The 25,975-nt window shown below is 35.5% G+C and carries 27 protein-coding genes, 1 tRNA gene, 1 pseudogene and 1 riboswitch; all 29 genes and pseudogenes read right to left on the reverse strand.

What is annotated here, in order from left to right; all coding sequences use genetic code 11:
* Positions 1-83: 83 nt before the first annotated feature.
* Positions 84-761, reverse strand: a pseudogene (locus JQ841_RS00235) (SEC10/PgrA surface exclusion domain-containing protein); the annotation flags it as partial.
* Between the two features lie 120 nt (positions 762-881).
* Positions 882-1,697: an LPXTG cell wall anchor domain-containing protein gene (locus tag JQ841_RS00240; protein ID WP_203179757.1), complete on the reverse strand. Its 816-nt coding sequence runs from the start codon at positions 1,695-1,697 to the stop codon at positions 882-884.
* 16 nt (positions 1,698-1,713) lie between these two features.
* Entirely contained in the window at positions 1,714-2,787 is a 1,074-nt protein-coding gene (locus JQ841_RS00245) for a hypothetical protein (RefSeq protein ID WP_203179758.1), read from the reverse strand.
* Between the two features lie 12 nt (positions 2,788-2,799).
* Positions 2,800-3,138 carry a conjugal transfer protein TrbC gene (locus JQ841_RS00250; RefSeq protein WP_203179759.1) on the reverse strand — a complete coding sequence of 113 codons (339 nt, stop codon included), beginning with the start codon at positions 3,136-3,138 and terminating at the stop codon, positions 2,800-2,802.
* A 91-nt stretch (positions 3,139-3,229) separates the two neighbouring features.
* A complete protein-coding gene (locus JQ841_RS00255; RefSeq protein ID WP_203179760.1) occupies positions 3,230-5,080 on the reverse strand; it encodes an AAA family ATPase in 1,851 nt (616 codons plus the stop codon).
* Between the two features lie 2 nt (positions 5,081-5,082).
* Positions 5,083-6,828, reverse strand: coding sequence for a type IA DNA topoisomerase (locus JQ841_RS00260; protein ID WP_203179761.1), 1,746 nt, complete (start codon positions 6,826-6,828; stop codon positions 5,083-5,085).
* A gap of 161 nt (positions 6,829-6,989) precedes the next feature.
* Positions 6,990-12,398, reverse strand: a complete 5,409-nt coding sequence (locus tag JQ841_RS09805; protein ID WP_238395576.1) for a PBECR4 domain-containing protein — start codon at positions 12,396-12,398, stop codon at positions 6,990-6,992.
* A gap of 11 nt (positions 12,399-12,409) precedes the next feature.
* Complete coding sequence (locus JQ841_RS00275; protein WP_203179762.1) at positions 12,410-12,670, reverse strand: hypothetical protein; 261 nt, start codon at positions 12,668-12,670, stop codon at positions 12,410-12,412.
* A 116-nt stretch (positions 12,671-12,786) separates the two neighbouring features.
* Complete coding sequence (gene mobP2 / locus JQ841_RS00280) at positions 12,787-15,156, reverse strand: MobP2 family relaxase (RefSeq protein WP_203179763.1); 2,370 nt, start codon at positions 15,154-15,156, stop codon at positions 12,787-12,789.
* Between the two features lie 18 nt (positions 15,157-15,174).
* Entirely contained in the window at positions 15,175-15,735 is a 561-nt protein-coding gene (locus JQ841_RS00285; protein ID WP_203179764.1) for a hypothetical protein, read from the reverse strand.
* Positions 15,736-15,745: 10 nt separating this feature from the next.
* Positions 15,746-16,195, reverse strand: coding sequence for a hypothetical protein (locus JQ841_RS00290; RefSeq protein ID WP_070459283.1), 450 nt, complete (start codon positions 16,193-16,195; stop codon positions 15,746-15,748).
* 10 nt (positions 16,196-16,205) lie between these two features.
* Positions 16,206-16,994 (reverse strand): DNA/RNA non-specific endonuclease, encoded by a 789-nt coding sequence (locus JQ841_RS00295; protein ID WP_203179765.1) that lies wholly within the window; start codon positions 16,992-16,994, stop codon positions 16,206-16,208.
* Positions 16,995-16,996: 2 nt separating this feature from the next.
* A complete protein-coding gene (locus JQ841_RS00300; protein ID WP_203179766.1) occupies positions 16,997-17,344 on the reverse strand; it encodes a hypothetical protein in 348 nt (115 codons plus the stop codon).
* Complete coding sequence (locus tag JQ841_RS00305; RefSeq protein ID WP_203179767.1) at positions 17,337-17,672, reverse strand: hypothetical protein; 336 nt, start codon at positions 17,670-17,672, stop codon at positions 17,337-17,339. Before JQ841_RS00305 ends, JQ841_RS00300 begins: the two co-directional genes overlap by 8 nt.
* A gap of 404 nt (positions 17,673-18,076) precedes the next feature.
* Complete coding sequence (locus JQ841_RS00310; RefSeq protein ID WP_203179768.1) at positions 18,077-18,364, reverse strand: hypothetical protein; 288 nt, start codon at positions 18,362-18,364, stop codon at positions 18,077-18,079.
* 119 nt (positions 18,365-18,483) lie between these two features.
* Positions 18,484-19,308, reverse strand: a complete 825-nt coding sequence (locus JQ841_RS00315; protein WP_203179769.1) for a hypothetical protein — start codon at positions 19,306-19,308, stop codon at positions 18,484-18,486.
* A 16-nt stretch (positions 19,309-19,324) separates the two neighbouring features.
* Positions 19,325-20,335 (reverse strand): hypothetical protein, encoded by a 1,011-nt coding sequence (locus JQ841_RS00320; protein ID WP_203179801.1) that lies wholly within the window; start codon positions 20,333-20,335, stop codon positions 19,325-19,327.
* Position 20,336: 1 nt separating this feature from the next.
* Positions 20,337-20,822, reverse strand: coding sequence for a hypothetical protein (locus JQ841_RS00325; protein ID WP_125447565.1), 486 nt, complete (start codon positions 20,820-20,822; stop codon positions 20,337-20,339).
* A complete protein-coding gene (locus JQ841_RS00330; protein WP_125447567.1) occupies positions 20,809-21,030 on the reverse strand; it encodes a multidrug transporter MATE in 222 nt (73 codons plus the stop codon). The genes JQ841_RS00325 and JQ841_RS00330 overlap by 14 nt, the downstream gene beginning before the upstream one ends.
* A 9-nt stretch (positions 21,031-21,039) precedes the next feature.
* A complete protein-coding gene (locus JQ841_RS00335; RefSeq protein ID WP_203179770.1) occupies positions 21,040-21,270 on the reverse strand; it encodes a hypothetical protein in 231 nt (76 codons plus the stop codon).
* The gene (locus tag JQ841_RS00340; RefSeq protein ID WP_203179771.1) at positions 21,263-21,709 is read right to left on the reverse strand and encodes a thioredoxin domain-containing protein; all 447 of its coding nucleotides are present in this window, start codon (positions 21,707-21,709) and stop codon (positions 21,263-21,265) included. Before JQ841_RS00340 ends, JQ841_RS00335 begins: the two co-directional genes overlap by 8 nt.
* Positions 21,706-22,128: a hypothetical protein gene (locus tag JQ841_RS00345; RefSeq protein WP_203179772.1), complete on the reverse strand. Its 423-nt coding sequence runs from the start codon at positions 22,126-22,128 to the stop codon at positions 21,706-21,708. The genes JQ841_RS00340 and JQ841_RS00345 overlap by 4 nt, the downstream gene beginning before the upstream one ends.
* 15 nt (positions 22,129-22,143) lie before the next feature.
* Positions 22,144-22,347: a hypothetical protein gene (locus tag JQ841_RS00350; protein ID WP_203179773.1), complete on the reverse strand. Its 204-nt coding sequence runs from the start codon at positions 22,345-22,347 to the stop codon at positions 22,144-22,146.
* 8 nt (positions 22,348-22,355) lie between these two features.
* A complete protein-coding gene (locus tag JQ841_RS00355) occupies positions 22,356-22,517 on the reverse strand; it encodes a hypothetical protein (RefSeq protein WP_192833033.1) in 162 nt (53 codons plus the stop codon).
* A gap of 88 nt (positions 22,518-22,605) precedes the next feature.
* Positions 22,606-24,108, reverse strand: coding sequence for a primase C-terminal domain-containing protein (locus tag JQ841_RS00360; RefSeq protein WP_203179774.1), 1,503 nt, complete (start codon positions 24,106-24,108; stop codon positions 22,606-22,608).
* Positions 24,095-24,271, reverse strand: a complete 177-nt coding sequence (locus tag JQ841_RS00365; protein WP_203179775.1) for a hypothetical protein — start codon at positions 24,269-24,271, stop codon at positions 24,095-24,097. The genes JQ841_RS00360 and JQ841_RS00365 overlap by 14 nt, the downstream gene beginning before the upstream one ends.
* Before the next feature lie 5 nt (positions 24,272-24,276).
* Positions 24,277-24,777, reverse strand: a complete 501-nt coding sequence (locus JQ841_RS00370; protein WP_124787927.1) for a modification methylase Sau96I — start codon at positions 24,775-24,777, stop codon at positions 24,277-24,279.
* Positions 24,778-25,193: 416 nt separating this feature from the next.
* Positions 25,194-25,266: transfer RNA gene (locus JQ841_RS00375), tRNA-Thr, on the reverse strand.
* 99 nt (positions 25,267-25,365) lie between these two features.
* Positions 25,366-25,875, reverse strand: coding sequence for a QueT transporter family protein (locus JQ841_RS00380; protein ID WP_000737072.1), 510 nt, complete (start codon positions 25,873-25,875; stop codon positions 25,366-25,368).
* A riboswitch (PreQ1 riboswitch) is annotated at positions 25,873-25,969 on the reverse strand. Its footprint overlaps the gene before it by 3 nt.
* Between the last annotated feature and the right edge of the window lie 6 nt (positions 25,970-25,975).

A 25,975-nucleotide genomic window follows, 5' to 3' on the forward strand; every position in this document is an offset into this window, starting at 1 on the left:
AAATTAAAAATTTTTTATATTTTATCAATCTCAATCATTATAATCCTAAGAAGGCGAACGAGATCGCTTAAATACTTCTAAAATCATACCCATTTCCCTGAATAATCAAGTCTATATCCTTGAATCACTTCATTACGAGCATAAACTCCATTAGATTTTAAATAATAACTAACTGTAATATAACTAATCCCAAGTCCATCTTTTAAATAATGAAGTGATAGTCCAAGATACTCATTTTTGTTAGTTGTACCATAGTTCACACCAGCTACTGATTGAGCATGAAGGAACTCTGTCCCATTAAACAAAAAGTTCAAGATAGAATTGTAAATCCATTGTTTCATCTCAGCTTTAGTCATTTCACTTGAAACTCCACTTACAGCAAAGTTGTTTTCATAGAACTGACTTCCATATTTACTTACTTCATCTTCCCTGCTTGAAGTAGGCAAGCCATATTCTCTAGCTACATCATTGATACCTTTTACATAATGCCAATCAAAAACGCTTCTATTTGCTTCGCGAACTTTTTTTGAAAGTTTATCAGCAAAATCAATAGATGAACTAGCTAGAGTAAGCTGTGGCATGCCCATTTGACTACGAACTTGATTAAGCATATCCAAGGCAAAGTAATTCAGTTCAATTTCAACTTCCTTAGGAAGATTATTAAGATTATAAACCTCTACTTGATCTGAAGCACTAGAAATAAAATTACCTTCTTGTGAACGTAGCTTGCTACTTTCTGACTTCAAAATTTGTTCTGCTCGATTTCTTTCAGATTCACTCTTTTCTCACTTCTATTGTCAATTGACATAAAAGAAAAACTTAAGATGTTCTAAAAATTATTTAACAGTACATTGTTATAATTCGTTTAAATTTTCCTTATTTTAAAATAATTTTTTCTTGTAAAAGTAACCTACTGCTGTCATTAACATGCCACCAATAGTAGTTAGAATGCTTTTTGCTGTTCCAGTGTTTGGAAGTGTTTTAAGTTTGCCTTCTTTATCAGTAACAGAGATAGTCTTATCTTCGTTGACAGTACCTCCGACCTCTTCAGGAGCAACCACTGAACCATCTGAAAGAACTACGTTTCCGCCTTGGGTGCTAACAATTGACGCACCTGTATTTGTTTCAACAGGTTCTTTTGTTACATCATGCACCACTTGACCTGTTGAAGTTGAAGTAGTTCCAATTTGAGACTTCCCTTGTTCGTTTGCCTCTACTGTTGTTTTTGGCAATTCAGCTTTTGGCAATTCAGGTTGGACTTCTGGTGTTCCTTTGTTGGTTACTACAGCTTCTGGTAAAGCTGGTTGAATTGCAGGCTCACCTTTGTCTGTAGTTGATGATGTATCTGGAGTTACTGGTTTATCAGTTGATACGCCATCTAAACTCTCAGCATTGTCTTTACCTTGCGGTTTATCTGTAGTTGATGATGTATCTGGAGTTGTTGGATCAACTGGAGTAACTGAAGGCTCTGTTGGCTGAACTGCTGGAGCTTCTGTTTCTGTTGAAGCGCTAGGTGCTGTTGGCTGAACTGCTGGAGCCTCTGTTTCTGTTGAAGTGCTAGGTGCTGTTGGCGTAACTACTTCTGTTGTTGGAGCAGAAGAATCAATTGGTGCAAGTTCATCTGCTGATACATAACCAGCTTGTGCAAGTGCGATTGTTGATAGTGCGAGTGTAGCTAATACTTGTTTCTTGTTCATTGTGATTTTTCCTTTTCTAATTTTTAAGATAATTTGATTCTTTTGGTTCTGTTTCTACAACAAATCCATATTTTGAAGAATCAGAAGCTTTTACATCAAAAGTTAATCTAACGCTAGATGATTTATCACCTTTTTTGACTGATAGGATATAGGAAACCGTGTATTTTTGAGTTTCTGAATCATAATTCAACTTCTCTAAAATAACGGACTGTAAAATCCCTTCTTTTGCTTGGGTAAATTTTGCATCACCTTCAGAAAGAAAATCCACTAGGTTTTCTTTTTTGCCTGAGTAATAAGAAGGTAAGAAATAGCGACTAAATACATCAACTTCATTTTTCGTTGAAATGATTAGTTGAGTATTTTTTTGTTCCTGATATAAGAAATTTACTTTTTCTGACTGGTTTGATAGTTGGGTGAAAGCAAAGAATACACAAACAATGTTTACTATTGTAAGCACTCCCAAAAAACCTAAAAATAGATAAAATTTCTTGAGGGAAGTTGACTGCTTATGAGGTACAGAATTCCCAATATCTGGTTGTTTTCTAGCTTTTGGAGCAGGCGCCAAACGACTTGATTGAGAACTAATCAACGTTTCACCTTCGGCTGGGAAAAGGGGTAGAGAAGAATCAGATAATCCCAAACTTTGTTTATATACAGGATAAATCTGGTTCTCAAAATACTCCCTTTTTTCTTGATAGCTGTAATTCGCAAATTCAGAGCGAGTAAGTATCGCTTGAATAAGGGGAAGCAAGAGATTTTCATAGTCTTCAGTAATGAGGAATGGACTAGTATAAACCTCTCCTTCTGTCACTACAGTTTTCCCTTCCATATGAGCAATTGCTATTTTTTTCAGCTGAAACCGACCATACGCCTGTTTTAACTCTTTAAATAACAACTCCGCTTGTTGAAATGTTAGGTAGGGCAAACTTTTTGAAATCGGCTGAGAAAAATTAGAAAGATGATCCAATCCCTCAATAATATCAAGCAGTTCACTATCTTCCTCTAGACCTCTTCCATCGTCCCAGGTAAGCTCTAGGAAAAGCTCATCGGTAATAGAACATCTATTTTTATTAAAGAGTGAAAAAGTCATAATTTTTACCCCTTAATTTTTAATAAAGTTAAAGAACCATTCAATAATACTTGGGCCTGCTGCAACACCAATAATTGCAACTGCAATCGCAACCCAATGTTTCTTCATCGCCGCTTTTAGCTCACGTCCACCAAAACCATAAATCAGTGAGGTTACAACCGCTACTAAACCAAATAACACAACACCGATTCCCTGAACCTTAGTTATTCCTTCTTTTGCTAAGGTATCAGACTTGGCGAATGGATCTTCCGCATAAACTGTAGATCCTGTTAGAAATAGAGAAAGGCTCAATAAAAACATTTGTGATTTTGTCTTTACTTGCTGAAGTTGTCTTGTCAAATAATTTTTCATAGAAATCCTCCTTTGTTATTTTGACAATATTAGTGTAATAGATAATTGAAAAAAATTTTTTAAAGGGACAATCATTTTTTTGTTGTGAACTTTATGAAAATAATACTTCACCAAATGACTTATTTTTAGCCTCAACTTCAAATAATATTTCTCTTTTATCTTCACGATGGTGTTCATCTGGCGCATCACCTTCTACCCAAAGATGAAAATGATATTCCTGGTTGAAATCTGATAGATTAAGAAATTCTTTAGAAATTAAAGGAAGTACTTTATGCTTAATCACTCTTTCAAGTGGCCGTGCACCGTCCTTTATATTTGTTCCTACATCTAATAAATAAGTAACCAAACTTTCTTCATAAGAGAGAGTCAACTTTTTATTCTTCATTCTTTCTTGAATTTCTGATAGCTGTTTGACAATAATTTCCTTATTCACTTCCTCGTCTAACATGTTAAAAATCAATTTATATTCAATTCGATTGAGAAATTCTGGTCGGAATTTAGTATCCAACTCCAACGTCATGCTCTTTTCAAACTGAACCCTATCCCTATCGGTCAGCTTTTTAAAATTCCCTTTCAATTCATACTGCTTAATAATTTTTTGTGAACCGATATTCGTAGTAATAATGACAATCGTATTCTTAAAGCTCACTTGCCTTCCAGTTGAATCAGTTAAACGTCCTGCATCAAGCACCTGTAAAAATAAATCTACAACTTCTGAGTGTGCTTTTTCCACCTCATCAATTAGAATAACGCTATAAGGTTTTTGTTTAACCTTCTCAGTTAATTGACCTTTTGTTCTAGTTTGTCGATCTCCAATCAGCTTTGTAATGTCACCTTTTTGCTTATACTCAGACATATCAAAACGAATGATTGCCTCCTCGTTATCAAACATTCCCTCTGCCAATGCCAGGGCAAGCTCTGTTTTTCCAACCCCAGAGGTTCCTAGAAACATGAAGGAAGATAGGGGCTTTCTTTGATCCTGTAAGCCAGCTTGTGCAACAGTTATAGCATTCACAACAGCATCTACAGCCTCATCTTGGCCTTTCACACGTCGTGACAGCTTTTCTTTTAAACCATCTAGTCTTTCCTTGTCGCCTTTCAAAATCGTCGTGACAGGAATACCTGTTTTATTTTTCAGTACCTCTGCAATTTCTTGCTTCCCAACATGGCCTAATCCATTTGTAGAACAAATTGTAGCTGCTTCATCTATTAAGTCAAAGGCTTTATCAGGTAGAAATTGATCAGGTATGTAGCGAACAGATAGAAGTACAGCTTGTTTTACAGCATCAGAGCTAATAGATACCTGGTGAAAATTTTCGTAAATAGCTTTAGCTTGTTCAAGAATTTCAATCGCTTGAGTAGTTGTTGGTTCATCAACCATAATCGGTTGCATCCTTCGCTCCAGCGCTCGATCCTGTTCGACATACTCATGAAATTCATCCAATGTAGTTGCGCCAATCAATTGCATCTCACCACGTGACAAAACTGGTTTAATAATATTTCCAGCATCCAAAGCGCCCTTATCTGAACCACCAGCACCAACAATAGTATGAAATTCATCAATAAAGAGAAGATTCTCTCCTTTGGTTTCTACCATCTCCTCAATAATTTTTTTAAACTTAACAATAAATCCTCCATCCTCATCTGACATTAAGCTAGATAGTTCCAGAGAACGCACGGTCAAATTTTTTAATTTTGGAGATACCTGGTTTCTTAAAATGGCCAAAGCAAATCCTTCAACAATAGCTGTTTTTCCAACCCCAGCTTCGCCTACCAAAATAGGATTATTCTTGGTTCGTCTGAGAAGAGTGGTCTGAACAGCTTCTACTTCTTTATCACGTCCGTACACCTGATAATCTTCCGCTTTTTTTGAAACTTTTTCTGTCAAATTATCTGTATAACGATCTAAATAGGGTGTTTTTTTCTTTTCTTCAGTAGTCACACTTAATCACCTCTTTCTTTTACTTCCTTGATTTGAAGAGTGAGCTTATCTTTTATCGCATCCACAAATTCTCGTGGATTGATTGTCCCTTCTCCAATCTGAGATAGAAACATTTCCCAGCCTCCTGTTGTCTCTGGATCAGAGAATTCATTGTCATAGAGATAATTGATAAGTAGATAAGCCTTATTGGTAGGAGTTAGTTGACCTGTTTTTTTATCTTTAACAACATAACCTTTACTTTGAATTTTTTTAATGATTTCTCCTCTAGTGGCTTGTGTTCCCAAGCCATATTTAGGAAATATTTGGCCAATCAATTGGCTTTCAGTTAGTCTTTTAGGTGGTTTAGTTTCACCCCCTACAATCTGAACCTGCGTATCAATTTTATCTCCCACTTGATAATCAGGAACTTCAACTGGACCTCGTACCTTTCGTGAACTCCATTCAGCCCATCCTAATTTATGAAGCGTTCTACCCTTTGTTTTAAAAACAAGACCATTATTTTCTACTTCAATTGTTTTAGTTGAATAATAACAATCATCCGCAAACATCAAGATTGCCTGCTTCACAACTGCTTCATAAATCAGTCGTTGGTCAGTTTTTAAATTTGAAAGGTTTGGAATTCTTTCAGTCGGAATCAAGGCTGAGTGGCTCGTACCAGACACTTTTTCATCATTGACATAATCTTCTCTAGGCTCCAAAAACGCTGGCTCAAAATGACAATTAATAGCTTTTTGATAGGCAGATAGATTTTCTTTTAAATCGTCAAACTCAAATTGATTGATGTATTCTGAGTCTGGTCGTGGATAGGAGAGAAATCCTTCCAAATACAGTCCCTCAACAATGCTCTCTGTTTTATCTGAGTCAAATTTCCAGGCGCTTGCTGCAAAACTTTGTAATGCAGACAAGGTAAATAGTTGTGGAGCGGATTTCTGATGATTTTCTACCTCAACTGAAGAAATAACCGAGGTGGTTGATAACTCCCTTGAAGAGGCTAAAATAGCCTCACTATCTTTAGTTTTATCTTTGGTAGTAAAGAATACCCCATTTTTCTTATCCTCCAGCTGAAGCTTCCAATATTTTTCTGGAGTAAAGTTGCGAATCTCTAAATCATTCTCACAAACTAGTCTGACCGCTGGTGTTTGTACTCGGCCAACCGATAGATGGCTACCTTTTGCTCGAGGGAGTTGTCCTCTTTCTTGAAGATCAAGAGTTGCAAGAGGTGATAAGTTCATCCCTACCAACCAATCACTTTGTGCACGTGCTTCAGCTTCCAAGTAGTAATTATAGGTTTCTGAAGGTTCCTTCAATTCCTGAAAAGCTTTTTGAAGAGTTTTCTTTGTCATGGAGCTTGCCCAAAGACGTTTCCAAATTTTCTCTTTGCCTCCTGGTATATGCGATAAAATAGAGTACGCAATCCGCTCTCCTTCTCTATCAGCATCCGTCCCAATAATCACTTGATCTGCTGTTACCACTTCATCATAGATTCTCTTAAATTTTTCTCTCGAATCCTTGTCCTCTTTCAGATGTTGCTTAAATGAAACATTTGTAAGAGGTAATTTATCAAGCGACCAATTGTCTGGTTCACTATAGTCAAATAGATGCCCTTCAGCAGCCACCACATGTACTTCAACTGGATAATAGGGTGACTGCCTAATGACATAGACACCTTTCTTTTTACTAAATTGTCCCAAAGCTGTAGCGTAAGCTTCTGCCTGTTTCTCTTTTTCAGCCAGAACAACTATAACCATATCATTCTCCTTCTACTTCATTTTCTGTCATTGTAAGCTATAATTAAAAAATCTTTTGTAAAGGGACATTGACAAATAATAAAGTAAGTTGATATCAAAAAACAGCACAAAAAGTTATATAACTTTATACACAAAAAAGAGGCTCTTAAAGAGCGCTCTTTCTAGATTTTAAGCCCCTTCTTTGGGCTTTGGATAAAATTTTGATTTTGTACCACCTGTCTGTTTAACTGGTAAGGTTTTGTATGTTGTTCAACACTTTTTACAATCTTAGAAACTGTCCCATGAATTCGTTTCATAGATTGCGCTAATTGTTGATCATCAAGAGATGTTAAATTATCAGTCCAAAGTGCCATATAGCGAATGGCTTTCTCAGAGGTATCTAACCCAAAATGCTTAGAAACGAGATAACTTGTCATCTCAGCTTCAAGTTCTCTACGATCTTTTGAGACATCTTCCTTATACGAGTTAGCAAATTTAGGATTATGCAGACTAGCGTGTGCTAACTCGTGAATGGTTGTTGCAACGACTTCTCCAGGAGTATTATCTGGATTCAAAAGTATTTTTTGTTCATCTGGATAAAAAGCTCCCTTCGCACTCTTCAATTCTTTTGCATCATCTTGATAGATTGTTACTCCAATACCCTTAGCATAGTCTGAAAGTCCTTCAAGCACCTCTTTCGTACGAATATGATCCATATTAAAATCATAGTGACGATTTGGCATCGCTTTTGGATAAAATTCAGGCTTCAAGGTTGTTTGAGACAACTCAAAGACTTTATACGTAGCGAATTTAGCTAAGCCTGTATTTGAATCTCTTTCCTGGAAGAAGCGAGATTTTAACTTTCCTTCTTTCTTTAAAGCCTTTTCTTCAGGTGTCGCTTCAGACAATCTTTTATATTTTGGATTTCCTTTTCCATTTTTCACCTGATTCCCATTTTCATCCAATACAGGAATCATTTCAACCATCATTGGTCGAAATAATGTAATATGTGATTTTTCTCCTGTCTTAACCGAAAGATTGTTATGAACAACTTCTCTTGTTCGACCTGTTTTTTTATTGGTATAGGTGTTTCTAGTTTCAAATACCTGATCTGAAGTAATCCTAAGAGCTTCCCCCATAGATTGCCATTGATTATAGGTTGCGACTGCATTCGCTCCTGGCCACTGTTCCTGAATCAACGCTACATTTCTAGGTGAGAGTTCTGGAAACTTACTCATAAAATTCAGATACTCTTCTAACCGTTCTGGTGTTTCTGTGTACTCTCTCACTTTTTGAAAAGCAACCTCACTCAATTCATGAGGCGTTAAAGTAGCATAATCAATACTACTTGAATTTACTTCAGGAGTCTCCAAATCCGAAATAGGTTCCTCTTTCAGAATCTCCTCTACACGCTGAAGCAAATTAGTTTTAGTTTCTTGCTTAGAAGATTGAAAAGCTACCGTTTTTCTTGTATCAGGAGTTTGACCTTCTCCTTCTTCTATCAATCGAGACGATTCATTTGCTTCCTGGGAAATTTCCTTATTCACCACTCTATTTTCCAGCTGAGAAAGAATTTCTTCATCCATCGATGCTAGTTCAGATTGACCGTTGAGTCGACGATATCCTAACCCTAGCATTTGTGAAATTGGTGTAGTCTCATCTCCAATATCATAACGAATTCCCTCCTTAATCACTTCACCACCTGGAGCATAGATATCAAACTTAATTTTGGTAGGAGGGATATAGCCTTCAGTATTGCCTGCTGTTACTTGTTTCATTCCTTCTTGATGAATTGGATAAAAGTCCTGATTGGCCTTATATAGCTCCCTAGCGAAATCTTGATAAGATATCAAATCTGTCTCTTTAAATGGCAATATAGGGCCTTCAGGGCGTTCCTCAGACCATTGAAGGCGTACATGGTAGTTTTCCTTATAGATATGATCTTGTATCCATTCTTTATAAAAATCTGAATTTGTATCTAGGAGATGATCTTCACCAGCTGCAGCAACAATCTGATCAAATTTATCATTGTATTTCTTAGCATAATTAAGATACTGATTCCAGGATTGATGAAATTCTTCTGGAGTCTTTGAGATGTCACCTGGCACACCTAAATTATAGACAGTATCTAAAACTTGAGTAAATGTAGCTGAATCAAGTGAGGTTTTATTAAGTGTGTTCTCTGGAGCTAGTGGTTTAAGTTCTTTAGAAACCTCCTCATACTGCTTATTTTTTAAGATAGATAGCATTTCTGCTCCATTATCCTTAATGTAATCTGTATTAATACGATGAACTCTAATTTCACCATCTTTTTCAATTAATACCCCTAGAATAGTCTTTTCTTGGGATAGGGTATCCATTTGAATATTTAAGTCTAATCCAGGTTTTAATAGAGATGCAGGAAACATCTCATCTTGACTGTCAGTTTGAAACGCAAGAATGATATTCTTGTCCTCTGACCGAATCGCTGATTCAGCATCTAATCGTCCAAATTTCTCGATGAATGATAAATCATCAAATACAAATGAATCTGTCTCTAAAACTTCAGATAGCATTGGCAAAATTTGAATTTTGTCTAAATACCCAGGACCAACCGTTATATTTTGAAAATTGGTATGGCCAGAAGAAATTTCATCAATAAACGTCTCTGCTACAGAATTTAGTTTTTCACTATAAATTGGTGCAAGACCTGTCAAGTGCATCCAATGACGTTTCTCAAATTTAACCTGCAAAGCCTGCTGCTTAGCTCCATCTTTATAAAAATACGTAACAGTCGTATCTGCCAACTCATTCAAATACCATGTAGCTGAGTTTTGAATATCTGATGCATACGCAGTAATATTTCGTATATCTTTATTTTTAGGGTAGTAATAACCTTTACGTAGCCTAAAATTTGACTTAATACCCCTATCAATGTTAAAATATAAAGGAACATTGGTAGGAAAATCAGGTTGAGCTATCTGCTCAACGGGCTGCGGTGCTGTCCCTGGAGAATCTTCTCCTAAAAAACTGGAACTGCGATTGAATAATTCGCCCCCAGTGTTATTAGAAAGCTCTTGATTTTGATCATGAGCTTTTTTTGTAATCTCGTTTAAAAACTCTTCATCTTCTTTCAATCCACTATTGAAAGTCCAGTAATCTAGTTCAAAATAATTCGACTTTTTCAAGAAGTTCTCTAAGTCGTCAAAAACGTAGTTTTCTCGCAGTAACGCTTTATTTTCATCAAAAAGAGACTCCCAATCTTTAACAACAATGTATTTTAAACTATCATAGCCCATTTGAGTAGCTAGAAACTCCGTTTTACCTGGTTCTGAATGGTATTTAAAAACAATATCATCTTCTTTCTGGCTAAGTGAACCATATTGGCGATAACCAAACTGACCATCCTCAAATAAATAGAATTCAAGCTCACCGTCGCTTTGATAAACATGCCAATAATCGCTGTATAGCTCATCTTGGTTTAAGACAATCACTGGTCTGACTGATTCTTCTACATTCTGCTGCTCTTCAGCTGTTTTTGGACGATAGTCATGATCTGCCTTTTGTGCCTGTTCAAAGTAAGGACTTGGAAGAGTTTCTCCCAATTGCGTTGAAAGATCACTAGTTTCACTACCAATATCATATCGAAAATCATCTGTCAGACGATTCCCCACCTCATCTTGCAATACAAAATAAGTTTTATCATATCCCAGACTAAGCATTCTCAAATTATTCTCTTCATACAATTGAGCTATAAAGTCTTTATATGGGATCACATCCCCTGATGAGAATTTCTGAGATAGATTTGGATTTTCTGTAAAATCAAAGGTTACAAATAACTCTGGAGATACTGAACTTCGCTCTTCCTCTATCATTTGTTTTACTCCAGTATTTCCTTGCGCTTGTTTGGCAAGTAATTCATCCACCTTCAGTCGTTCCTCATCTGTTTTCGGATGATACTTAGTTTGTGAAGATAATTGAAACTCTCCTTCTTCAGTCAACTCCAGAGCAACTCTTCGTAACCCTTTTACAAAATACGTATTTGGTTGTTTTTCCCACTGATTCACTAAACCCTCATCAATTAAGGCTTGAGTTGCTGGTTGAATACTAGTTTTCCCCATTTGTTCAGATATGCCCTCAAGTCTAGTCAACTCTTCTTGATAGCGTTTGAGAGTAGCTTTGGTAAAGAACGACTCCCCACGTTCAGCTTTTGCTAGTTCTTCACGAATTCGAGGTATATTTTGAACACTCATCTCCAGACCACTTCCCTGACGATTCAACCCCATTTCTTTCAAATGTTGTTGATGCTCCAGGCGCTCTACTCGCTCTTCCTGTTGCCTAATTTCATCCATCTTTGAGAAGACTTGACCTTCTATTTGTTCTTGCTTACGCATAAAGCTAGCACCGCCTCGCTTATCATTCATGGGTTGCCCATTTGTTAGCGCTTGGTGAGAATACGCTCTTGAAATAGCATCGTCTTGTTCACCTTTTAGTCGTTCCAGTTTTCGACGTGCTTTGGCAAGACGACTGTTATCAGTTTTGTCTTCCTGTCGATTCTTTAAAACATCATTCCAGTCCGTTTTATCTTGCCCAGGTCTTAGTTCTGGTAGATCCGAATTGATAACAGCTCCTTTGGCTTCCAATTCTTGAATGAATGTTCTACCTGCGTTATCATTATCTAAAGCTAGGGTGATTAAATCCGCATTTTTCCCATCTTCAAAAAAGTGATGATCAATAGCCACTTGTAGTCCGTCTGCCAATTGTTCAGGTGTCCATATTAGCACTTTTCCTGACATTTCAGCCTTAATTTGAGATAGATGACGGCCAATAGTCGATTCTTTCAAACCATCCATAGAAACTAATCTGACGTCCTGAAGACTATCCTTATGCAATTCATAGTAGGACATTAAATCAATTGGACTCTCAGTAAAAATCAATCGTTTTGGACTGCCAATATCAACATGAATACCTGTCATAGGATCGGAGTTTTTCATAATCACTTTAGCATATCCATGTTTTGGCCACTTCTCCCAATTCTCCTGGATTCCCTGTAAAGAGGCTCCAACAACTTCACCTGAAGAAGAAAGGGATTTGAATACAATAACTGGCTCAATCGCATTTGTTGTGACTCCACCAGTGCCTTCCGCAAAGTAGTCAAGTTTGGCGTTAGCTTGGGCTAAAACACCCTGCTCCAAAAAATAATCAATTGTTTCATCTGATAGTCCACGTTGATTCCGCAAGTAATCTCGTCCATCTGAAAACGGCTGCTCGTATTTTTCAAGATAGTATTTAAAATCTTCTTGAGGCCTTTCAACCATTTGAAACTCTTTAAAATTTCCATCATTTAAAAAATCTACAGATTGATTAAAATCTACTTCCTTTATCGTTTCAACTAAAGAAATCGAATCTCCACCTGTATTTCTAGAGAACCATTTCCATAAATTCTTATCAGGTGAAATAACTAGGCTATCACGTTCTTTCCATCGATAGTCCCGTCCAGAACGAACCAGCTCCATCTGAAGCTCGTTTGCAACATCCAAAATATCTCTAGAACGTGCAAATTCAACACGTTCTCTACGGCTTTTACCACGTCTTGATTCTTGTTCTGTCATATAAAATCTCCTTAAAATCCTTCATACTGTGGTTTGTACGGTTCTTTCTCTGCTTGTATAAATGATTCTGGCTCTAAGTGAACCAATTCTCCTACTGAAAAAGATTCAAATAGCTCAGAGTTTTCCTTAAAATCTAGAACCATTTCTAAATCAGAATTTCTTCCTTGACCCTCAAAATGCACTTGCTTGTTATCGGCATTTATTGCCGTAATTAACCATTCGGCTGAAAAGTCAAAGTCTTCAACTGCAACATCTGGAAATACTAGCTCCATTTTTCTACTCCTTTCTCTTTTATCCTTTTATTCTACGTAATAACTGAGGAATCACAGTTAAAGGGACAATAGATTCCCATTTTCAACAAAAAAAGTCATTGCTTTTACAATGACTCTTATATACTGTGTCCTTTCTCCTCCAGTTCTTGTCTCTCATCACTTCTCCCACGTTCCATGAGAGCTTTTTTATTTGCACGTTGGGCCCTTTGAAGAGAATTCGTCAAATTTCTCATGAAATCTGTATTGATGATTGCTTTACCTTGAGATTGTTGGGTATTTTTTCTTTGCAAGACCTTTCTTTCTTGCATTTTTTGTGAAACAGCCTGAGCTAACTGACTTTTCTGGTTACTTTCTTCTTCCGGCAACAATTTTTGATAAAGTGATTTGAGTTCAGAAAATCCTTTCGCATTCTCCTGTTTTAATTTTTTAACAGTAGCTTGATCAGTCGTTTGTGAAATTTCCTTGTTTCGACTGTAAATCTGATGTTTCAACTGAAAAATTGAGATATGGGTCTGTAGCTCTTCTATATAGCTATCTTTCGTCACAGGATAGCCCTTTAGAATAGTCAGGACTCCTTCATCTTGAAGAGGTTGAACTGTCTCTAATTCTCCCTTCAAACGTTTGATAGGTGCTTGAATTGCTAATGAATCAGCCTTTTCTACTGAAAATGAAACACTATCTTCAAACTGGTTAGCAAGAGATTGTTTTAGAGATTGGTCTGCTTCACCTAGTTTATAATTTGGAGTCAGTTGCAATTCAGTCAGCTTCAGTCTTTGAAGAATCTCCTTCTTTTTTAATTCAACAAATGGCTTATCAGTTTCAAGTGGTTGAATTTGATCAAAGAGAGTTTTACGAACTAATAAACTACTTTGTTTTTCCTCCAATAAACTCAATTTTAAAGCATAGCGAAATGTTCCTAATTCCTGGCGCTCTTTTAATGATCGATCGCTTTTCTTTTTAGCCGCTTCTACAAGTTCTTTTAAATCAGCTGAAGAAAATAGCGACAAGTCCCTTAAACTAAGTTGCTTCTGTAGTAAATCTTCCTTCATCTGACTCACATCATAAACTAATTCCGTAGCAAATTCAGGACGTCCCAAACCTGTTCCATGTTTATCATAAGCAGCATAGACTGGTTTTGTAATTTCAATAGGTTTTGCCCCATCTTTCAACTCATAACCCAGTTTTTTCCAGGCATCTAGTGTTTTGATAACACTTGCATTGGGATCCTGTTCTAAAATCATTTGTTGATTCTTTACTGAGAAATTGGACAAATTTTTTTCCAGTCGAACATCAGCTATTTCAGGAGCATTCTCACGAAATAGGTGCAAGATTTTATTTGCTAATCGTTCTCTCAACTCCTTCTCTCGATTCGCTATTAATTGCTGCAGATGATAGCCTGCAGCCTCCTGTTGTGTTTTCTCAACACGACCATCAAGTTTCCGAATCTTCTCGTAGGTTGATTTTTTTCCAGCCGAATAAGCTCCTCTATAGGTTTCTAGGAAGTCCTTCGTTTCTTTCAGAAATTCTTGATAGAGCTCTTTCCCATCATTTTCTAAATAGGAATCCAGATAGCGATCAATGAAGAATTTACTGACTGCAAAATCTCTTGCATTTGAGCCATAGCGCCATTTTTTATCCATTGGTAAATGGTTGTAAGCCTGTTCCAAAAAATTTTTTTCAGCCGAAGAACGAACCTTCTGATCTCTAAATACAGAATTGATCAACTCACTTCTGATATTGGCCAAGATTTGTTCTCGTCTAACAATCATTCCCCTAGTCTGTTCATTCAACAAGCCATGAAAAACATCGCTTTTAAATCGCTCAATAGTTTTCTGGGAAAAGTTTCCTCTATACTCCATTCGTCCACGAGGACGATAGAAAATTTTTTCTCTTGCAGACTCGACTTCTGATAATCCAAAATGCACATGAATATTATCCGTATTCAAGTGAATGTTGGCCCACCAAAATGATGAGTCGGATAAGCCTTCTTTTTCAATCAATCTTGGTAATGCTTCACGTATGACCGACTTGATAGCTTGCTGATCGACTTTTCCAGTTTCAAGATCATATAATCCCTCCTTGGCCAAAAAATCATTATCAAAAGAGATAACACCTTGCCATAAAAGAGAGCCATTTTGATAAGCCTGTTCTAACTTACTTTTCAATTCAGTTACTTTGCTACGCTGCAAATAATTAGCCTCTTTTGTAAAAATCGCTGTCATTTCTTCATTTTGATTTTCAGTAGCATAAGAACGATTCATATAATCGATGTACTCCTGGAAATTAAGTTTTGTTTCTGGGACTTCAGCTTGGATTTTTTGTAGTTCATCTTCGGTTAGAGACTCGATATTTTGTCTGTGTGTTTCTAAATTTAATTCGTTATCAACCTCAACAGCTTCGTCTCTATTAGTGTAGTCTACAAAGCCACTATTTGCTTCAGTGTATTGCAGCATGAAAGTAATACTTGGACTAGAAGATACGTTCATTATTTTCCTCTCTTTGAATTAAAATAATCCATTTTTCCTTAAAAGAGCGTAGTCTTTTAATAACGGTTGTAATTCTTCAGGTTCAACTTGAAAATCATTGATCCACCGTCCTGATTGAGAAATATGTAATTCTTTTTGCTCTTCAACAAATTGCATTGGAATCAATAAGATATTTGGTTTTTCTAACTCCGAACCACTTTCTCGTTCTAAAAAGGCAACAATAAAATCTTGATTTCCTTTTGTCCTCAATTGCCAGTGATGGGAGTTCCCATTTTTCTTTTTATATAGTGAGCTATATTTTACATCAATCGTTAGACCATCTAGCCAAAAATCATATACTGGATTATTTTTCTTGAAATACTTATTCGCATCCGTTGCATCTGGAACATACTTTTGAAAAAGTTCCTCGGCCATTCCCCCAAGTTTAGCTGTCCTAGAACCATACTGAATTTTATCTTGAATTTTCAGGCAGCTGCTCTTAATCAGTTTCAAATGAGCTATATGAGTAGGCAACCCTGACTGTTTCACCGCTTCATGAAAGTCTTCTGTTTCCAAATAGATTTCAACAACATCTACCATTTAGTGTACCTCAATGAGAATGTTTGATTGTTTGACCACGTGCAACATCTTCTTGAATGACATCGTTGATTCTTGCCATTAATTCATGCTGTGTAGGATCCAGTCGTGAATGAATAGATTCCAAATCTTGAACATCAAAATCATCTTTCGTAATAGCATGAAAATTGGTTAGTGTTAAATAGAGAATTTGATCAAGTTGACGATGAATTGCCTTGTTGTCATTTCCAGAATCAAAGCTACCTCCCAAATTTTTTTCCAGCTGAGTCAGTCGCTCATAAAAATTTTTTCCTTCTCCTAATTCAATAAAGAGTTTATAAAAAACTTCAATCAAAGTGACAAGCGTTGCTGAATTATTTCGATACTGTTTCTGCAAAGCAGACGATTCTTTCAAGTAAGATTTTACTTCCTTAAATTTTTCATGTGTTTCTTCGCTAAAGTATAAGCTAAGTCTTGGATTCATTTTTCTCTCCTCAATTTTTCTGAGATGATCCTGTCAAGTAATTGATTTTATATCCTGGTTGAATATTAAAGATATATACATCAAATGAAATCTCATCATCTTCAATACTCTGTGCTTCCATACGAACTCCTCTAGCAACTAATTCCACATTTCTAAATATAGGAGTTACTCGATAGCGAACATGGTGGTTCGTATTTTTTATGTAGTTAGAAATTTTATTTTCATAGTAAACCATTGATGATTGTTCATCTTCAAAATTTGCATTTAAAGCACGTGTACCTGTAAATAAATTTTTAGCATTCGCATTTTCTCCACTTAATTGAAAACCGATTAAGTGAGAACGATTATATAAATAATCTTCTTTCCCGTTGAAAATTATTTTTTTATTTTTCCATCCTGTTGGTGTGATAGACGAAATAGATTCTCTATCTTCAGTTGGCATCAAATCTTTTCCCAACATCGCTTCAGCAATTCCTACACGATTTAAAAAATCTAGATCAGAATATTTTTCCCAGCTACCATTTTCTAAACTCAATTCGTCTTTTGTAAATTGTGATTTTTCATTGACGACAATCATTTGATTTTTTCCATCATACTCCTTCGATTTCAAATCATCATTTTTCAGAGAAGTATTCAAATTTGAGTTGGAATTTTTTTCTTCAGCTGAATCGGCTATGTTCAATTGAGTCGGAATATCATTTTGTGTCAGGCCAGATTTGATAGCATTAAAATTGTTAGGTTGTACGATAAAGATCGCAAGAAAAATTAGAATGAGGAACAGAGATTTATTCTTCTTCATTTTCAAACACCACCTGACCGTCGCTCAGCTTCAAGTGCAGATGCATCATCCATAAAATGTAACCAATTTGTCGTTAGTTCATTTACAATATCTTGTTTAACATTTAAAGCTGAAAGAGAAATGTCATTCTTCAACATCAATTCTAAAATCTGACTTTGTTGGTTTTTGATATCGGACAATGTTTCCGCAAATTGATTATCATACAAATTCAATCCGTCATTCATTACGATATTTTGAACTTGCGATAACATAAACTCATTAAAACTTGGATAGTTATATTTTTTTGAAATGGCCTGAAGTTGTTCAAACATATCATCAGGAACATTTCTAATTAAAAAATTTTTAGTCATCACTTTCCACCTCCCCTTCATACTCTAACCAACGTGAAATATGATCGCCATAGCGATCCATTTTTTCTTCAAATTCTGATAGTATCCTTGTCTGTTTTTTCATTTGTTCCAGAACATGGTCAGAAGCTAATTTCATATTTTCTAAATGAGCAACATACAAATCTTGAGCACGATTAAATTTTCCGTACTCAATTTTTTCACGACAAATTGAGAGCAGAAAATCGTTAAATGAGTTGGCTTTATTTTTCTTAGCAAGAGATTTTAGATAATTAATTTCATCATCAGTAAGCCCTCTAATCTCAATTCGATTTTGTTTTATATTTGCCATTATTTTAAATTTTCCTTTCTAAAAAACAGCGCCCTTCTTTTTTCTTTTGTCGAAGCAAAAGCAAAAAGAAGCAAAAAAGAAAACTTCAACCTCGCAACATCACGAACCGTTACGGTTCTATTTTTGCGGTTTTTCAACACACTAACACACACAGAGGGACTAAGGTCCTTTTTAGGTGTGTTGTGGTAGAAAAGAGCATAAGGGAAACTGATATCACGTACCGTGATATGTTGATAGTATCAACGTTTCCAGTACCGGTAATTTTCTCGGCTTCGCCTACTTACACACACATGCTATACTTACCTTTACACACTTTATAGGTGTTATACTTACACTGTTTTTATTCTTTACATACTTTTACATACACCATTTTTGACTTTATTTAGAAATTCAAAACTCAAAAATTAAGACTGATTTTCAGCTGGAAGAGAACCTTCTTCACGATTTTTCTTCGCTGCTAAACGTTGTTCTTTTTCCTCTTCTTTGATGAGGTTTAATTCCATTTTTAACTCTTCTAAAATTGATTCATACGACTGATTTTTATCTTTCTTCAATTGAATTTGAACATAGATTTTACCAATTTGTTTTTGAAGATTCTCTTCTGCATCTTTACGTTCCTGTTCTAAAAGGGCAACTTTTTTCTTTGCCTCTTCTAGTTGATTATCAATTTTTGTTAAATCATTTTTAGCCATGATTACTTCTCCTTTTATTTAATTAATCCAATTGTAACCGAAAATCTCAAATTATTTTTTAAAGGGACAATCATAAAAAATAAATCCCCTTAATTCAAAATTAAGGAGATTTTTGACTGCTATTTGTTGGTAGACATAAACTTGCCTTTCATAGAAAACGCACTCCTTTTACTTACATCAAGTTGAATCAACCTGAAATAAAAATCATGTTTTTTTCCAAATGGGAAGACACTAAATACTGGATGATAAAATTCATCAATATCTACAAATTTTTTTTCAAGAGGAGCTTCAGAACCATTCCATGATTTTCTGTAATAGGAAATTCCTGTCCATTTTTCTCTATTCAAAAAACTTAATTCTACAATATCTTGATAATCCTTTTTCACTGCTCGCTGATTAATCGTAATCATTCGTTGGTTTGCATCACCTTCGTCAGCATCCATAAAAATATTGATTTTAGGAGGTAACTTATCTTTTAATTTTCGGATTCCAAGGTAATCCTTGTTTAAGATATTTTTGAATAGATAACGCTGAAAAAGTTTTGCTTGAAACCACTTCATGAAATAATAAATACCAATACTAAAGATTGTGGCTAAAAGCCAGAACGATGATTCATTCTCTTGAAATGGAAAAACTACTGCGATGGAAAAAATCAAGCCTAACACAACACTTTCAAAAAATGAAAAAATAAATCTCTCAACACCAAAACGCAATTTTGAAAAAGGAACAGCTAGGATAAAAATAATCATTAAAAATCCTAAATAATTTGAACTAATTTCAAGTGCTTCTGATATTATTTTAACCAGAACAGCACACGCTATCATTTCAAACACTAAAGATTGCCATTTAAACATCTGACCAACCAGCCAATTTATTCCACAAATCGCAGATAATTTATATCCCAATTTATCAGTTCCTTTTACCATTTTAATTAAATTTTTCATTTTATTTTATCTCACTTTAATTCATTTCTACAGTTTCAATAGGATTTGAAAATTCAAATGTTCCATCTTTGACTGCCTGTTTTTTCTTATCCAAAGACTCCAATTTAGCCTTCAACTTTTCAATGTTTTTATAGGCTGTTTCGATGGTTCTATTCTTCGTTTCAATGTTTGTATCCAGCGTAGCAATATTCTTTTGATTGGCTTCGAGATCATCACCTGTTAGATATTTTGCTTCTGTTTGAAGACTCGCTTTTCGTGAGTTATCATCTTCAATAGATTCCTTCAATTGAGAAATTGATGTTGTCAATTTTTGAGACTGTTCATTCTGGAAATTGATCTCTTTTTCGATTTCCTGAAGAGTAAATTCTTCTCTGGAGACAACCTCAATAGCTTTAATTTCAAGCTGAGTATTTTGAGGAGTTACAAAGAATTGTACAGTGTCATCTTCTTCAGATTTCTTCTGAGAAACCTTTTTAGAGTCACTGGATGGCGATGAAATATTCACATCAATTGAGCTAGAAGCGACTGTCTGATTTGTCACATCGATCGCAAATGCACCAAAATTTTTCGGAACTCCTTTAATAATAACTGATACTTTATTATCAATGATTGGGACAACATCCATTTCTATTTTTGAGTCTTTATGTTGCGCATAGAGTTTCCATTTCAATCGTTTAGCATCGATGCCCCGATCTATCGAAGTCGTAGCATCTTTCGTCTCAAATTGTAAAACGATAATTCCAGTATCTGGTGAATATTCCTGGCTGACCAGTTTCATCTCACCACTACCATTTGCAAAAACCTGCTTTGTTTTGAGTTGTTCTGAAGTATAAGTTTGTCTTTGTGGCGAGAAAATTGCTCCCATCAAAAGGGTCAACCAGGTCACAAACAACATTGAGAAAATAACTAGTTTTCTCTTAATAATATTCTCTTGAAACCAAACTTTAATCTTAATAAATGGTTTCAAAATTGGGCTAGATTTTATTTTTTCAATCCAGCGCTTGAATATTTCAATTAAAGTAGACATTTTATTTCTCCTTCCTGATTTTTTCATAATACTGATTTGTTAAAGAGTTTATATCTGTCTTTTTTTCAGTAGCCCAAATTATAAATAATGATAAAGAAAAAACTATAATAGCTACAAAAATAGTTGCAAACATATCTCTCATTAACTCGACACTTCCAAAATAAAATGATTCAAAGACTGTCATAAAAGAAACTTCTTTTACTCCTACTAATTTAAGAAAAGTTGGACTCGTATTAACTAAATTTACAATTACATACGCATTAAATCCTAAAAAGAGATTTACTGATACTAAAACTAGCGAAATAAAACCAGATACACCTCCTAAAATTGCAAAAACTCGATACTTCACATTTGTTTCAAACAACATATCAAAAGTTGATACATCATCAAAACCTTTTTGTTCACTTGATAGCGTGTAATTTTTTATACCTCTTAAATGTTTGTTAGCTCTTTTCTGCTTCAAACTAGATGATTTAGTTCTTCTCATGCTTCTTATATCCTTTCCAAATAAATGAAATCTTACTTTTCGGCCAAACACTTTTTAGTAACATTGAGAACGCTAATGGCAGCCTTTTCGTTTTGATTTCATTTCCAAAGTTATCACATATAGTTATCTTGAAGAGCGGTACAAACCAAATCGCAATCAAGACAGTTCCAACCACGCCATGCGCAATAGCATTTAAAAATTGATGCATACTACCTCCTTAAATATAGTTCAATCTTTCAGGTGCTAACTCCAAAGTCAACCAGAGCGCTTTTCCTTTGGAAACATGTGTTATAGTTCCCCCCTCATCGTTAAAACGATGTAGAGTAAATGTCCCATCTGGTATTTTTCCTAAAACAACCATTCCTTCATTTGTTTTAGCACGCCATAGTTCCCAATCTGTTTGAAAAGCTGTCTCGGCCCACTTACTCAGTTTTATTCTTTTAGTCATTTATGGCCTCCTGGATTGCTTTCTCATCTGCTACAATCTTTTCCTCTGAATCTCTCGAAGCATATAGATATTTCTTTATTTTACCCTTACGAATTTTGATGATAGTTGCAGCTTTTTCAACCTGGTATTTTTCTACCAACTTTTGACCTTCTTCTGTCTGAGTGTCAATGTAAAATGTGGAATAGGAACCTTTATTAGCTGCATCTACAACTACACTTTTTCCAACCTGACAGTAAGGACAATCTTTTTTATAAAATACTAGATTTACATTTTGATCAAGTACAGTATTCTGGTATTCCTTCTGAGTAAGATGAGGATCATAATCTAAGATAAAATGATCTTTATACATCCTATATCCTCCTAGAACTGCAAGACTCACAAATAAAATAACGAGAATAGCACCTACAGCTAACTTAATGTGTCTAAAAAGCTCTTTCATACTACTTCCTCCTCATCCATAAAATCAAATATGGAACCTTGAACATAATCAATCTTGGCCAGTTCTTTTATTTCTGATTTCAAGTTAGTAAAAGTTGTCATTACTTCTTGAAAGAGTAATGGATCAAATTCCTCGGAATCCAATACACGGACAATTGGCAACATTGGATAATGATCTCTCAACTCCTCCTGCAGGTAATCTGAAATCATTTTATCATTCGAGATAACACTATCTACTCTAATAATCGCTGGAATGCTAGAAATACTCTCCTCGTTTTGATAAAAAGTTAAAGCGACATCACCTGCAGAAACAGACTCAAATTTTAAGTTATCCGATGAAAGTTTAAAATAATAAGCCAATGGTTCCTGACCAACCCCTGTTAGGTAATAGCCTCGAATAATTTTGAATAACTCTGACATCGACCTTTCCCCTTTCTAACAAACTTTTAAAAGCCTAAACGGAGCTTCATACACATCAGGATAGTGAATCAATCTCTTTTTTCTTTGTTCAGGAAGTGGTTTACGATAATGTTTTTGAAGATACTGAAAAGCTAGTCCCAATGTATCAAAAACTAAAACTTTATTCTCCCCATTACAAATATAATCACCTAATTCAAAACTAAAAATTACATACTTCATTCTTAATCTCACTTTCTATTTTGGCCAATCATTGCCAGCTGATCTGTCTCTAATTCAGAATCATATCCGTTTTCTAAACGAACTCGTTGACGAATCCCTATAAGCGAGAGAATTATTAAAACTCCTCCAAAAAATATAAGGCTAAAGAATCCAACTAAAATCAAAATCATATCATTCCTCCTTAAGTTATTTTATATGCATGCATATCCTTGTAATAATCATAGATATAATGTAAAGGCAGTTTACGGGTTTTTAAAATTATCCAATATCAAGCTCAAATAGAGATAGTTGTTGTGTTTGTTTAAAGCCATCTTTAACCCTTTCTATCACTCTCTGAGTGAACTCTAAGCTTTCTTCAAAGAAAGCAGCAATATTGGCCATATAAGCCTCCTGACGTTCTTTCTTCACCTGGATAAGGGAAAGTAAGATTGCTTTGATAGAGGCTAATCTGATGCCTCCTCCACGGCCGTGTTTGACTGTGAAGAAGATCTTTTGTTCTGCTTTGAGAACCTTCAATACTTTATCCAATGAGCGCTCAGGGATGTTCAAATTCTCTCGTATCTCTTTTTTTGTCGTCTGGATAAATGGATCCTCGGATTGATAGAAACCTTCTAAATAGACCATTACGTCTGTTTTCCATTCATGAAGATGACTATTCTTTCTGTCTGCACGTTTCTTCTTAAACTTGTACCAACGTTGCTTCACAAAGAGATCTGAAGCCTTGAGTTCCTGATTGACCCATTCTTTACATAAAGTCATTACATAGTCACGACTAGCAGCTTCATATTTTCCTGAGTAGGCGCTTGTGATAATCTTATGATATTCAGCTGAAGAGAGTGGTTCGTCTAGATTTGCATTAAAACTAGAAAGAACCTCCTCACACTCTTCCTGATCGATTCCTGAAGAGAAGTTGGCTAAAGCTAGCGTGAAAAGAACGTTATTTCTTCCCATCAAAGCTTTTCCACCTTTGATATTCCCCTCTCTCATCAGCAATTGATACCAAGGTTCATCAATCTGTTTCACTCCTTTAGAGCCTGAAATAACCGTCAAATTGGGCTTTTTACTTGGAAAAGGAAGTTCTGATTGCTTCATTGACCAATCTAACCACTCCTTGAATGAATAGGCATAGTCAGGTTCAAAGAATTCGACATTATCAGTCCGAGGAATACGAGCAATCCCAAAATGGTTACAAGTCAAATCTACTGGTAAAGTTTGAGCAAAGTAATTTCTCAAATTTTGAGAGATAGCTTTGGACACCTTTATCACTCGAAATTGAGAATGAGCTGTAACATAAGCCGATTCTGATAAGACAAAATATGCTTGAAATCCTTTATCGGTTTTTAAAATCAACGTCGGCATAAAACCGAGATCCAAGGAAGCAGTTAAAATATCTCCTGCGGTCATTTCTTCAGCTGAAGAGGTAATATCAAAGTCAATGTAGAATGTGTTAATCTGTCTAAGATTATCTTCAGAGTGGCCACGTGTAATCCGTCGTCTAGCATCGCTATAGCTTCCATAGCAATAGACATTAGGAGTCCAGTGTGTAAACTGATCCTGGTTCTCCAGCAATGATTCGACAGAGGTTAAAACAACACCACGTGCCTTCACCATGTTCGCTTTTGAACGATAAGCAAATACAGACCCTCGTCTTCCTTCTTCAGCTGAAGAGATGAGCTGTAGATGGCTATTCTTAAATTTTTGTGTTCTTAATCCGTCTTTTGTGATTAAGCTAAAACATTCTTGTAAATTAATCTTCTTCATAATGTCTGATTTTTTCTTCGTCTAATTTCCAAAAACAATGACTACAAATAGTCTCATCATGGTCCATCCACCAACAGCTACCCCATTTTTCATCAACACAAGGAGTCATCCAGGTGCAGCCACATCTTTGACAAATACCTTTCTTTGATACTGCTTCTTTCATGATAATTACTCCTCGTTGATTCTCATACTTTCAGGTAGCTTTTTACTCGATAAACAGTAACCTTCAGATAAGTCCCCTTTGCTATAGAATTCAGGACTATTTGTCATGATGTGATCACTTCTTCTCCAGCCTCTACGAAGTTGTTTGTAAGATAAAGAAACACGCTTCTCAATCTCTTTAAAACTAAAACCCAGCTTCAAATAGGTTATTACAATAGCATCAGCATGTTCTTTGGACTCTTCGCTTCTTGTTCTTCGCTGAAAGTTTATTTGCTTATCTTCTTCATTTAATGCTATCTGATAAGCAATAAACAACTTCCGCATTTCCATGATTTTATGTTGCCAGGCTAAGCTATATGGTTGTCCTGAATATCGATTCACTAAGTCCTTTACGGGTTGTTTAAATTTCAGCTGAAGAGAATCGAATTCACCAAGGTCAGAAAACGGATCAATGAAACCTAGTGGTTCGCTTTGAATTAATTCATTGTATAGCGCTTCTCTGTCCATCCTAATATATCTCCTTTTGTCAAATGCACGTCATTGAGTCAAATAAGCTTAATTGGATGGGGGTAGGCGCTTGTTCGCTGTTTCCATTCTTATCATGATCGATAACGTCAAAGATTTCTAACGTGTCTAAATTCAATACAATCTCCAATCCTACCATCGTTGAACTCCTTTCAAATAGATTTTAAGCGAACAAAAAAGAGAACAGATTTCTCTGTTCTCCTAAAAATATTGAATTATTTGATTTTCTAAAAACTCTTACCACTTACAACTCTGTAGATTTATTTGCACAGGTCTACAAGAAAAATCTTGGCTTTCCAAGATTATTTGTTCTCTTTCATGCTAAAAAATATTTTTGAAAAATTTGGGGCAGACATAACAAAAGCCCTTCTAAATCAAGGGCTTTTCTGTCTCTTTCATGCTAATTGCCGGGATTGAACCGGCGACCTCATCCTTACCATGGATGCGCTCTGCCAACTGAGCTAAATCAGCTTACTTAAAAAGTATACTATAGTTAGAAAAACTTGTCAAGTTTCCTAAGAAATTTTCCATAAGAAAAAGCCAGGTAAGGGCTACCCAGCTTGTCTTCGTCTATTTGCTTAGATCAATTCGACGACCAATTTTACCAATGATAATCGCTCCAATAATCAATGAGGCAAATTCGCCAATTCCTGTTGTAAACCAAGTAAGGAAAAATGGTAATTGAGCTACGATATTCAACTCAGCAGCAATGGTAAACATGGAAATTGAAAAGAGGATTGAAAAGAAGAAATGATCTTTGCGAATCAATCCGTTAAAGAGGTAATCCTTGCTATATTTTGCAAAAAGCCAAACACCTAGACTGAGGAATACCAAGGTTGAACCACCACCAACAAAGACATCCAGCAGTCCAAAGCTAAAGAAATTAGCAATCATACAACCAATGGTAACTCCGATGATGTACTTAGGATTGTAAAAAGCCATAAAGTTCATCATTTCTGAAATACGGAACTGATAAGCACCATAGCTGATTGCATTTAGGGGTGGTGTGACAGTTAAAACGACATAGATAGCAGCAACGATTGCAATATCTGCAACGTCACGAATAGTTAATTTTTTCATCTTTTCTCCTTTGGCGGTTTCCCGCGTGTAATATGCTTGGTGAAAGAAGCTAAGCACCAAGGGTTGATTCAATCAACCTTACTAGTATAGCACAATAGAC

Origin of the sequence: Streptococcus mitis (assembly GCF_905187535.1) — a bacterium.
In the GTDB taxonomy this organism is placed as follows: Bacteria; Bacillota; Bacilli; order Lactobacillales; family Streptococcaceae; genus Streptococcus; species Streptococcus mitis_BS.

Coding starts and splice junctions, on each gene's coding strand:
- JQ841_RS00240 (WP_203179757.1), bottom strand. CDS start 1,697: ATGAACAAGAAACAAGTATTAGCTACACTCGCACTATCAACAATCGCA.
- JQ841_RS00335 (WP_203179770.1), bottom strand. CDS start 21,270: ATGACTAAAAGAATAAAACTGAGTAAGTGGGCCGAGACAGCTTTTCAA.
- JQ841_RS09805 (WP_238395576.1), bottom strand. CDS start 12,398: ATGACAGAACAAGAATCAAGACGTGGTAAAAGCCGTAGAGAACGTGTT.
- JQ841_RS00290 (WP_070459283.1), bottom strand. CDS start 16,195: ATGAATCCAAGACTTAGCTTATACTTTAGCGAAGAAACACATGAAAAA.
- JQ841_RS00300 (WP_203179766.1), bottom strand. CDS start 17,344: ATGACTAAAAATTTTTTAATTAGAAATGTTCCTGATGATATGTTTGAA.
- JQ841_RS00245 (WP_203179758.1), bottom strand. CDS start 2,787: ATGACTTTTTCACTCTTTAATAAAAATAGATGTTCTATTACCGATGAG.
- JQ841_RS00275 (WP_203179762.1), bottom strand. CDS start 12,670: ATGGAGCTAGTATTTCCAGATGTTGCAGTTGAAGACTTTGACTTTTCA.
- JQ841_RS00310 (WP_203179768.1), bottom strand. CDS start 18,364: ATGGCTAAAAATGATTTAACAAAAATTGATAATCAACTAGAAGAGGCA.
- JQ841_RS00260 (WP_203179761.1), bottom strand. CDS start 6,828: ATGGTTATAGTTGTTCTGGCTGAAAAAGAGAAACAGGCAGAAGCTTAC.
- JQ841_RS00370 (WP_124787927.1), bottom strand. CDS start 24,777: ATGGACAGAGAAGCGCTATACAATGAATTAATTCAAAGCGAACCACTA.
- JQ841_RS00360 (WP_203179774.1), bottom strand. CDS start 24,108: ATGAAGAAGATTAATTTACAAGAATGTTTTAGCTTAATCACAAAAGAC.
- JQ841_RS00350 (WP_203179773.1), bottom strand. CDS start 22,347: ATGAAGTATGTAATTTTTAGTTTTGAATTAGGTGATTATATTTGTAAT.
- JQ841_RS00325 (WP_125447565.1), bottom strand. CDS start 20,822: ATGAGAAGAACTAAATCATCTAGTTTGAAGCAGAAAAGAGCTAACAAA.
- JQ841_RS00285 (WP_203179764.1), bottom strand. CDS start 15,735: ATGGTAGATGTTGTTGAAATCTATTTGGAAACAGAAGACTTTCATGAA.
- JQ841_RS00330 (WP_125447567.1), bottom strand. CDS start 21,030: ATGCATCAATTTTTAAATGCTATTGCGCATGGCGTGGTTGGAACTGTC.
- JQ841_RS00295 (WP_203179765.1), bottom strand. CDS start 16,994: ATGAAGAAGAATAAATCTCTGTTCCTCATTCTAATTTTTCTTGCGATC.
- JQ841_RS00305 (WP_203179767.1), bottom strand. CDS start 17,672: ATGGCAAATATAAAACAAAATCGAATTGAGATTAGAGGGCTTACTGAT.
- JQ841_RS00380 (WP_000737072.1), bottom strand. CDS start 25,875: ATGAAAAAATTAACTATTCGTGACGTTGCAGATATTGCAATCGTTGCT.
- JQ841_RS00345 (WP_203179772.1), bottom strand. CDS start 22,128: ATGTCAGAGTTATTCAAAATTATTCGAGGCTATTACCTAACAGGGGTT.
- JQ841_RS00250 (WP_203179759.1), bottom strand. CDS start 3,138: ATGAAAAATTATTTGACAAGACAACTTCAGCAAGTAAAGACAAAATCA.
- mobP2 (WP_203179763.1), bottom strand. CDS start 15,156: ATGAACGTATCTTCTAGTCCAAGTATTACTTTCATGCTGCAATACACT.
- JQ841_RS00365 (WP_203179775.1), bottom strand. CDS start 24,271: ATGAAAGAAGCAGTATCAAAGAAAGGTATTTGTCAAAGATGTGGCTGC.
- JQ841_RS00320 (WP_203179801.1), bottom strand. CDS start 20,335: ATGTCTACTTTAATTGAAATATTCAAGCGCTGGATTGAAAAAATAAAA.
- JQ841_RS00315 (WP_203179769.1), bottom strand. CDS start 19,308: ATGAAAAATTTAATTAAAATGGTAAAAGGAACTGATAAATTGGGATAT.
- JQ841_RS00355 (WP_192833033.1), bottom strand. CDS start 22,517: ATGATTTTGATTTTAGTTGGATTCTTTAGCCTTATATTTTTTGGAGGA.
- JQ841_RS00340 (WP_203179771.1), bottom strand. CDS start 21,709: ATGAAAGAGCTTTTTAGACACATTAAGTTAGCTGTAGGTGCTATTCTC.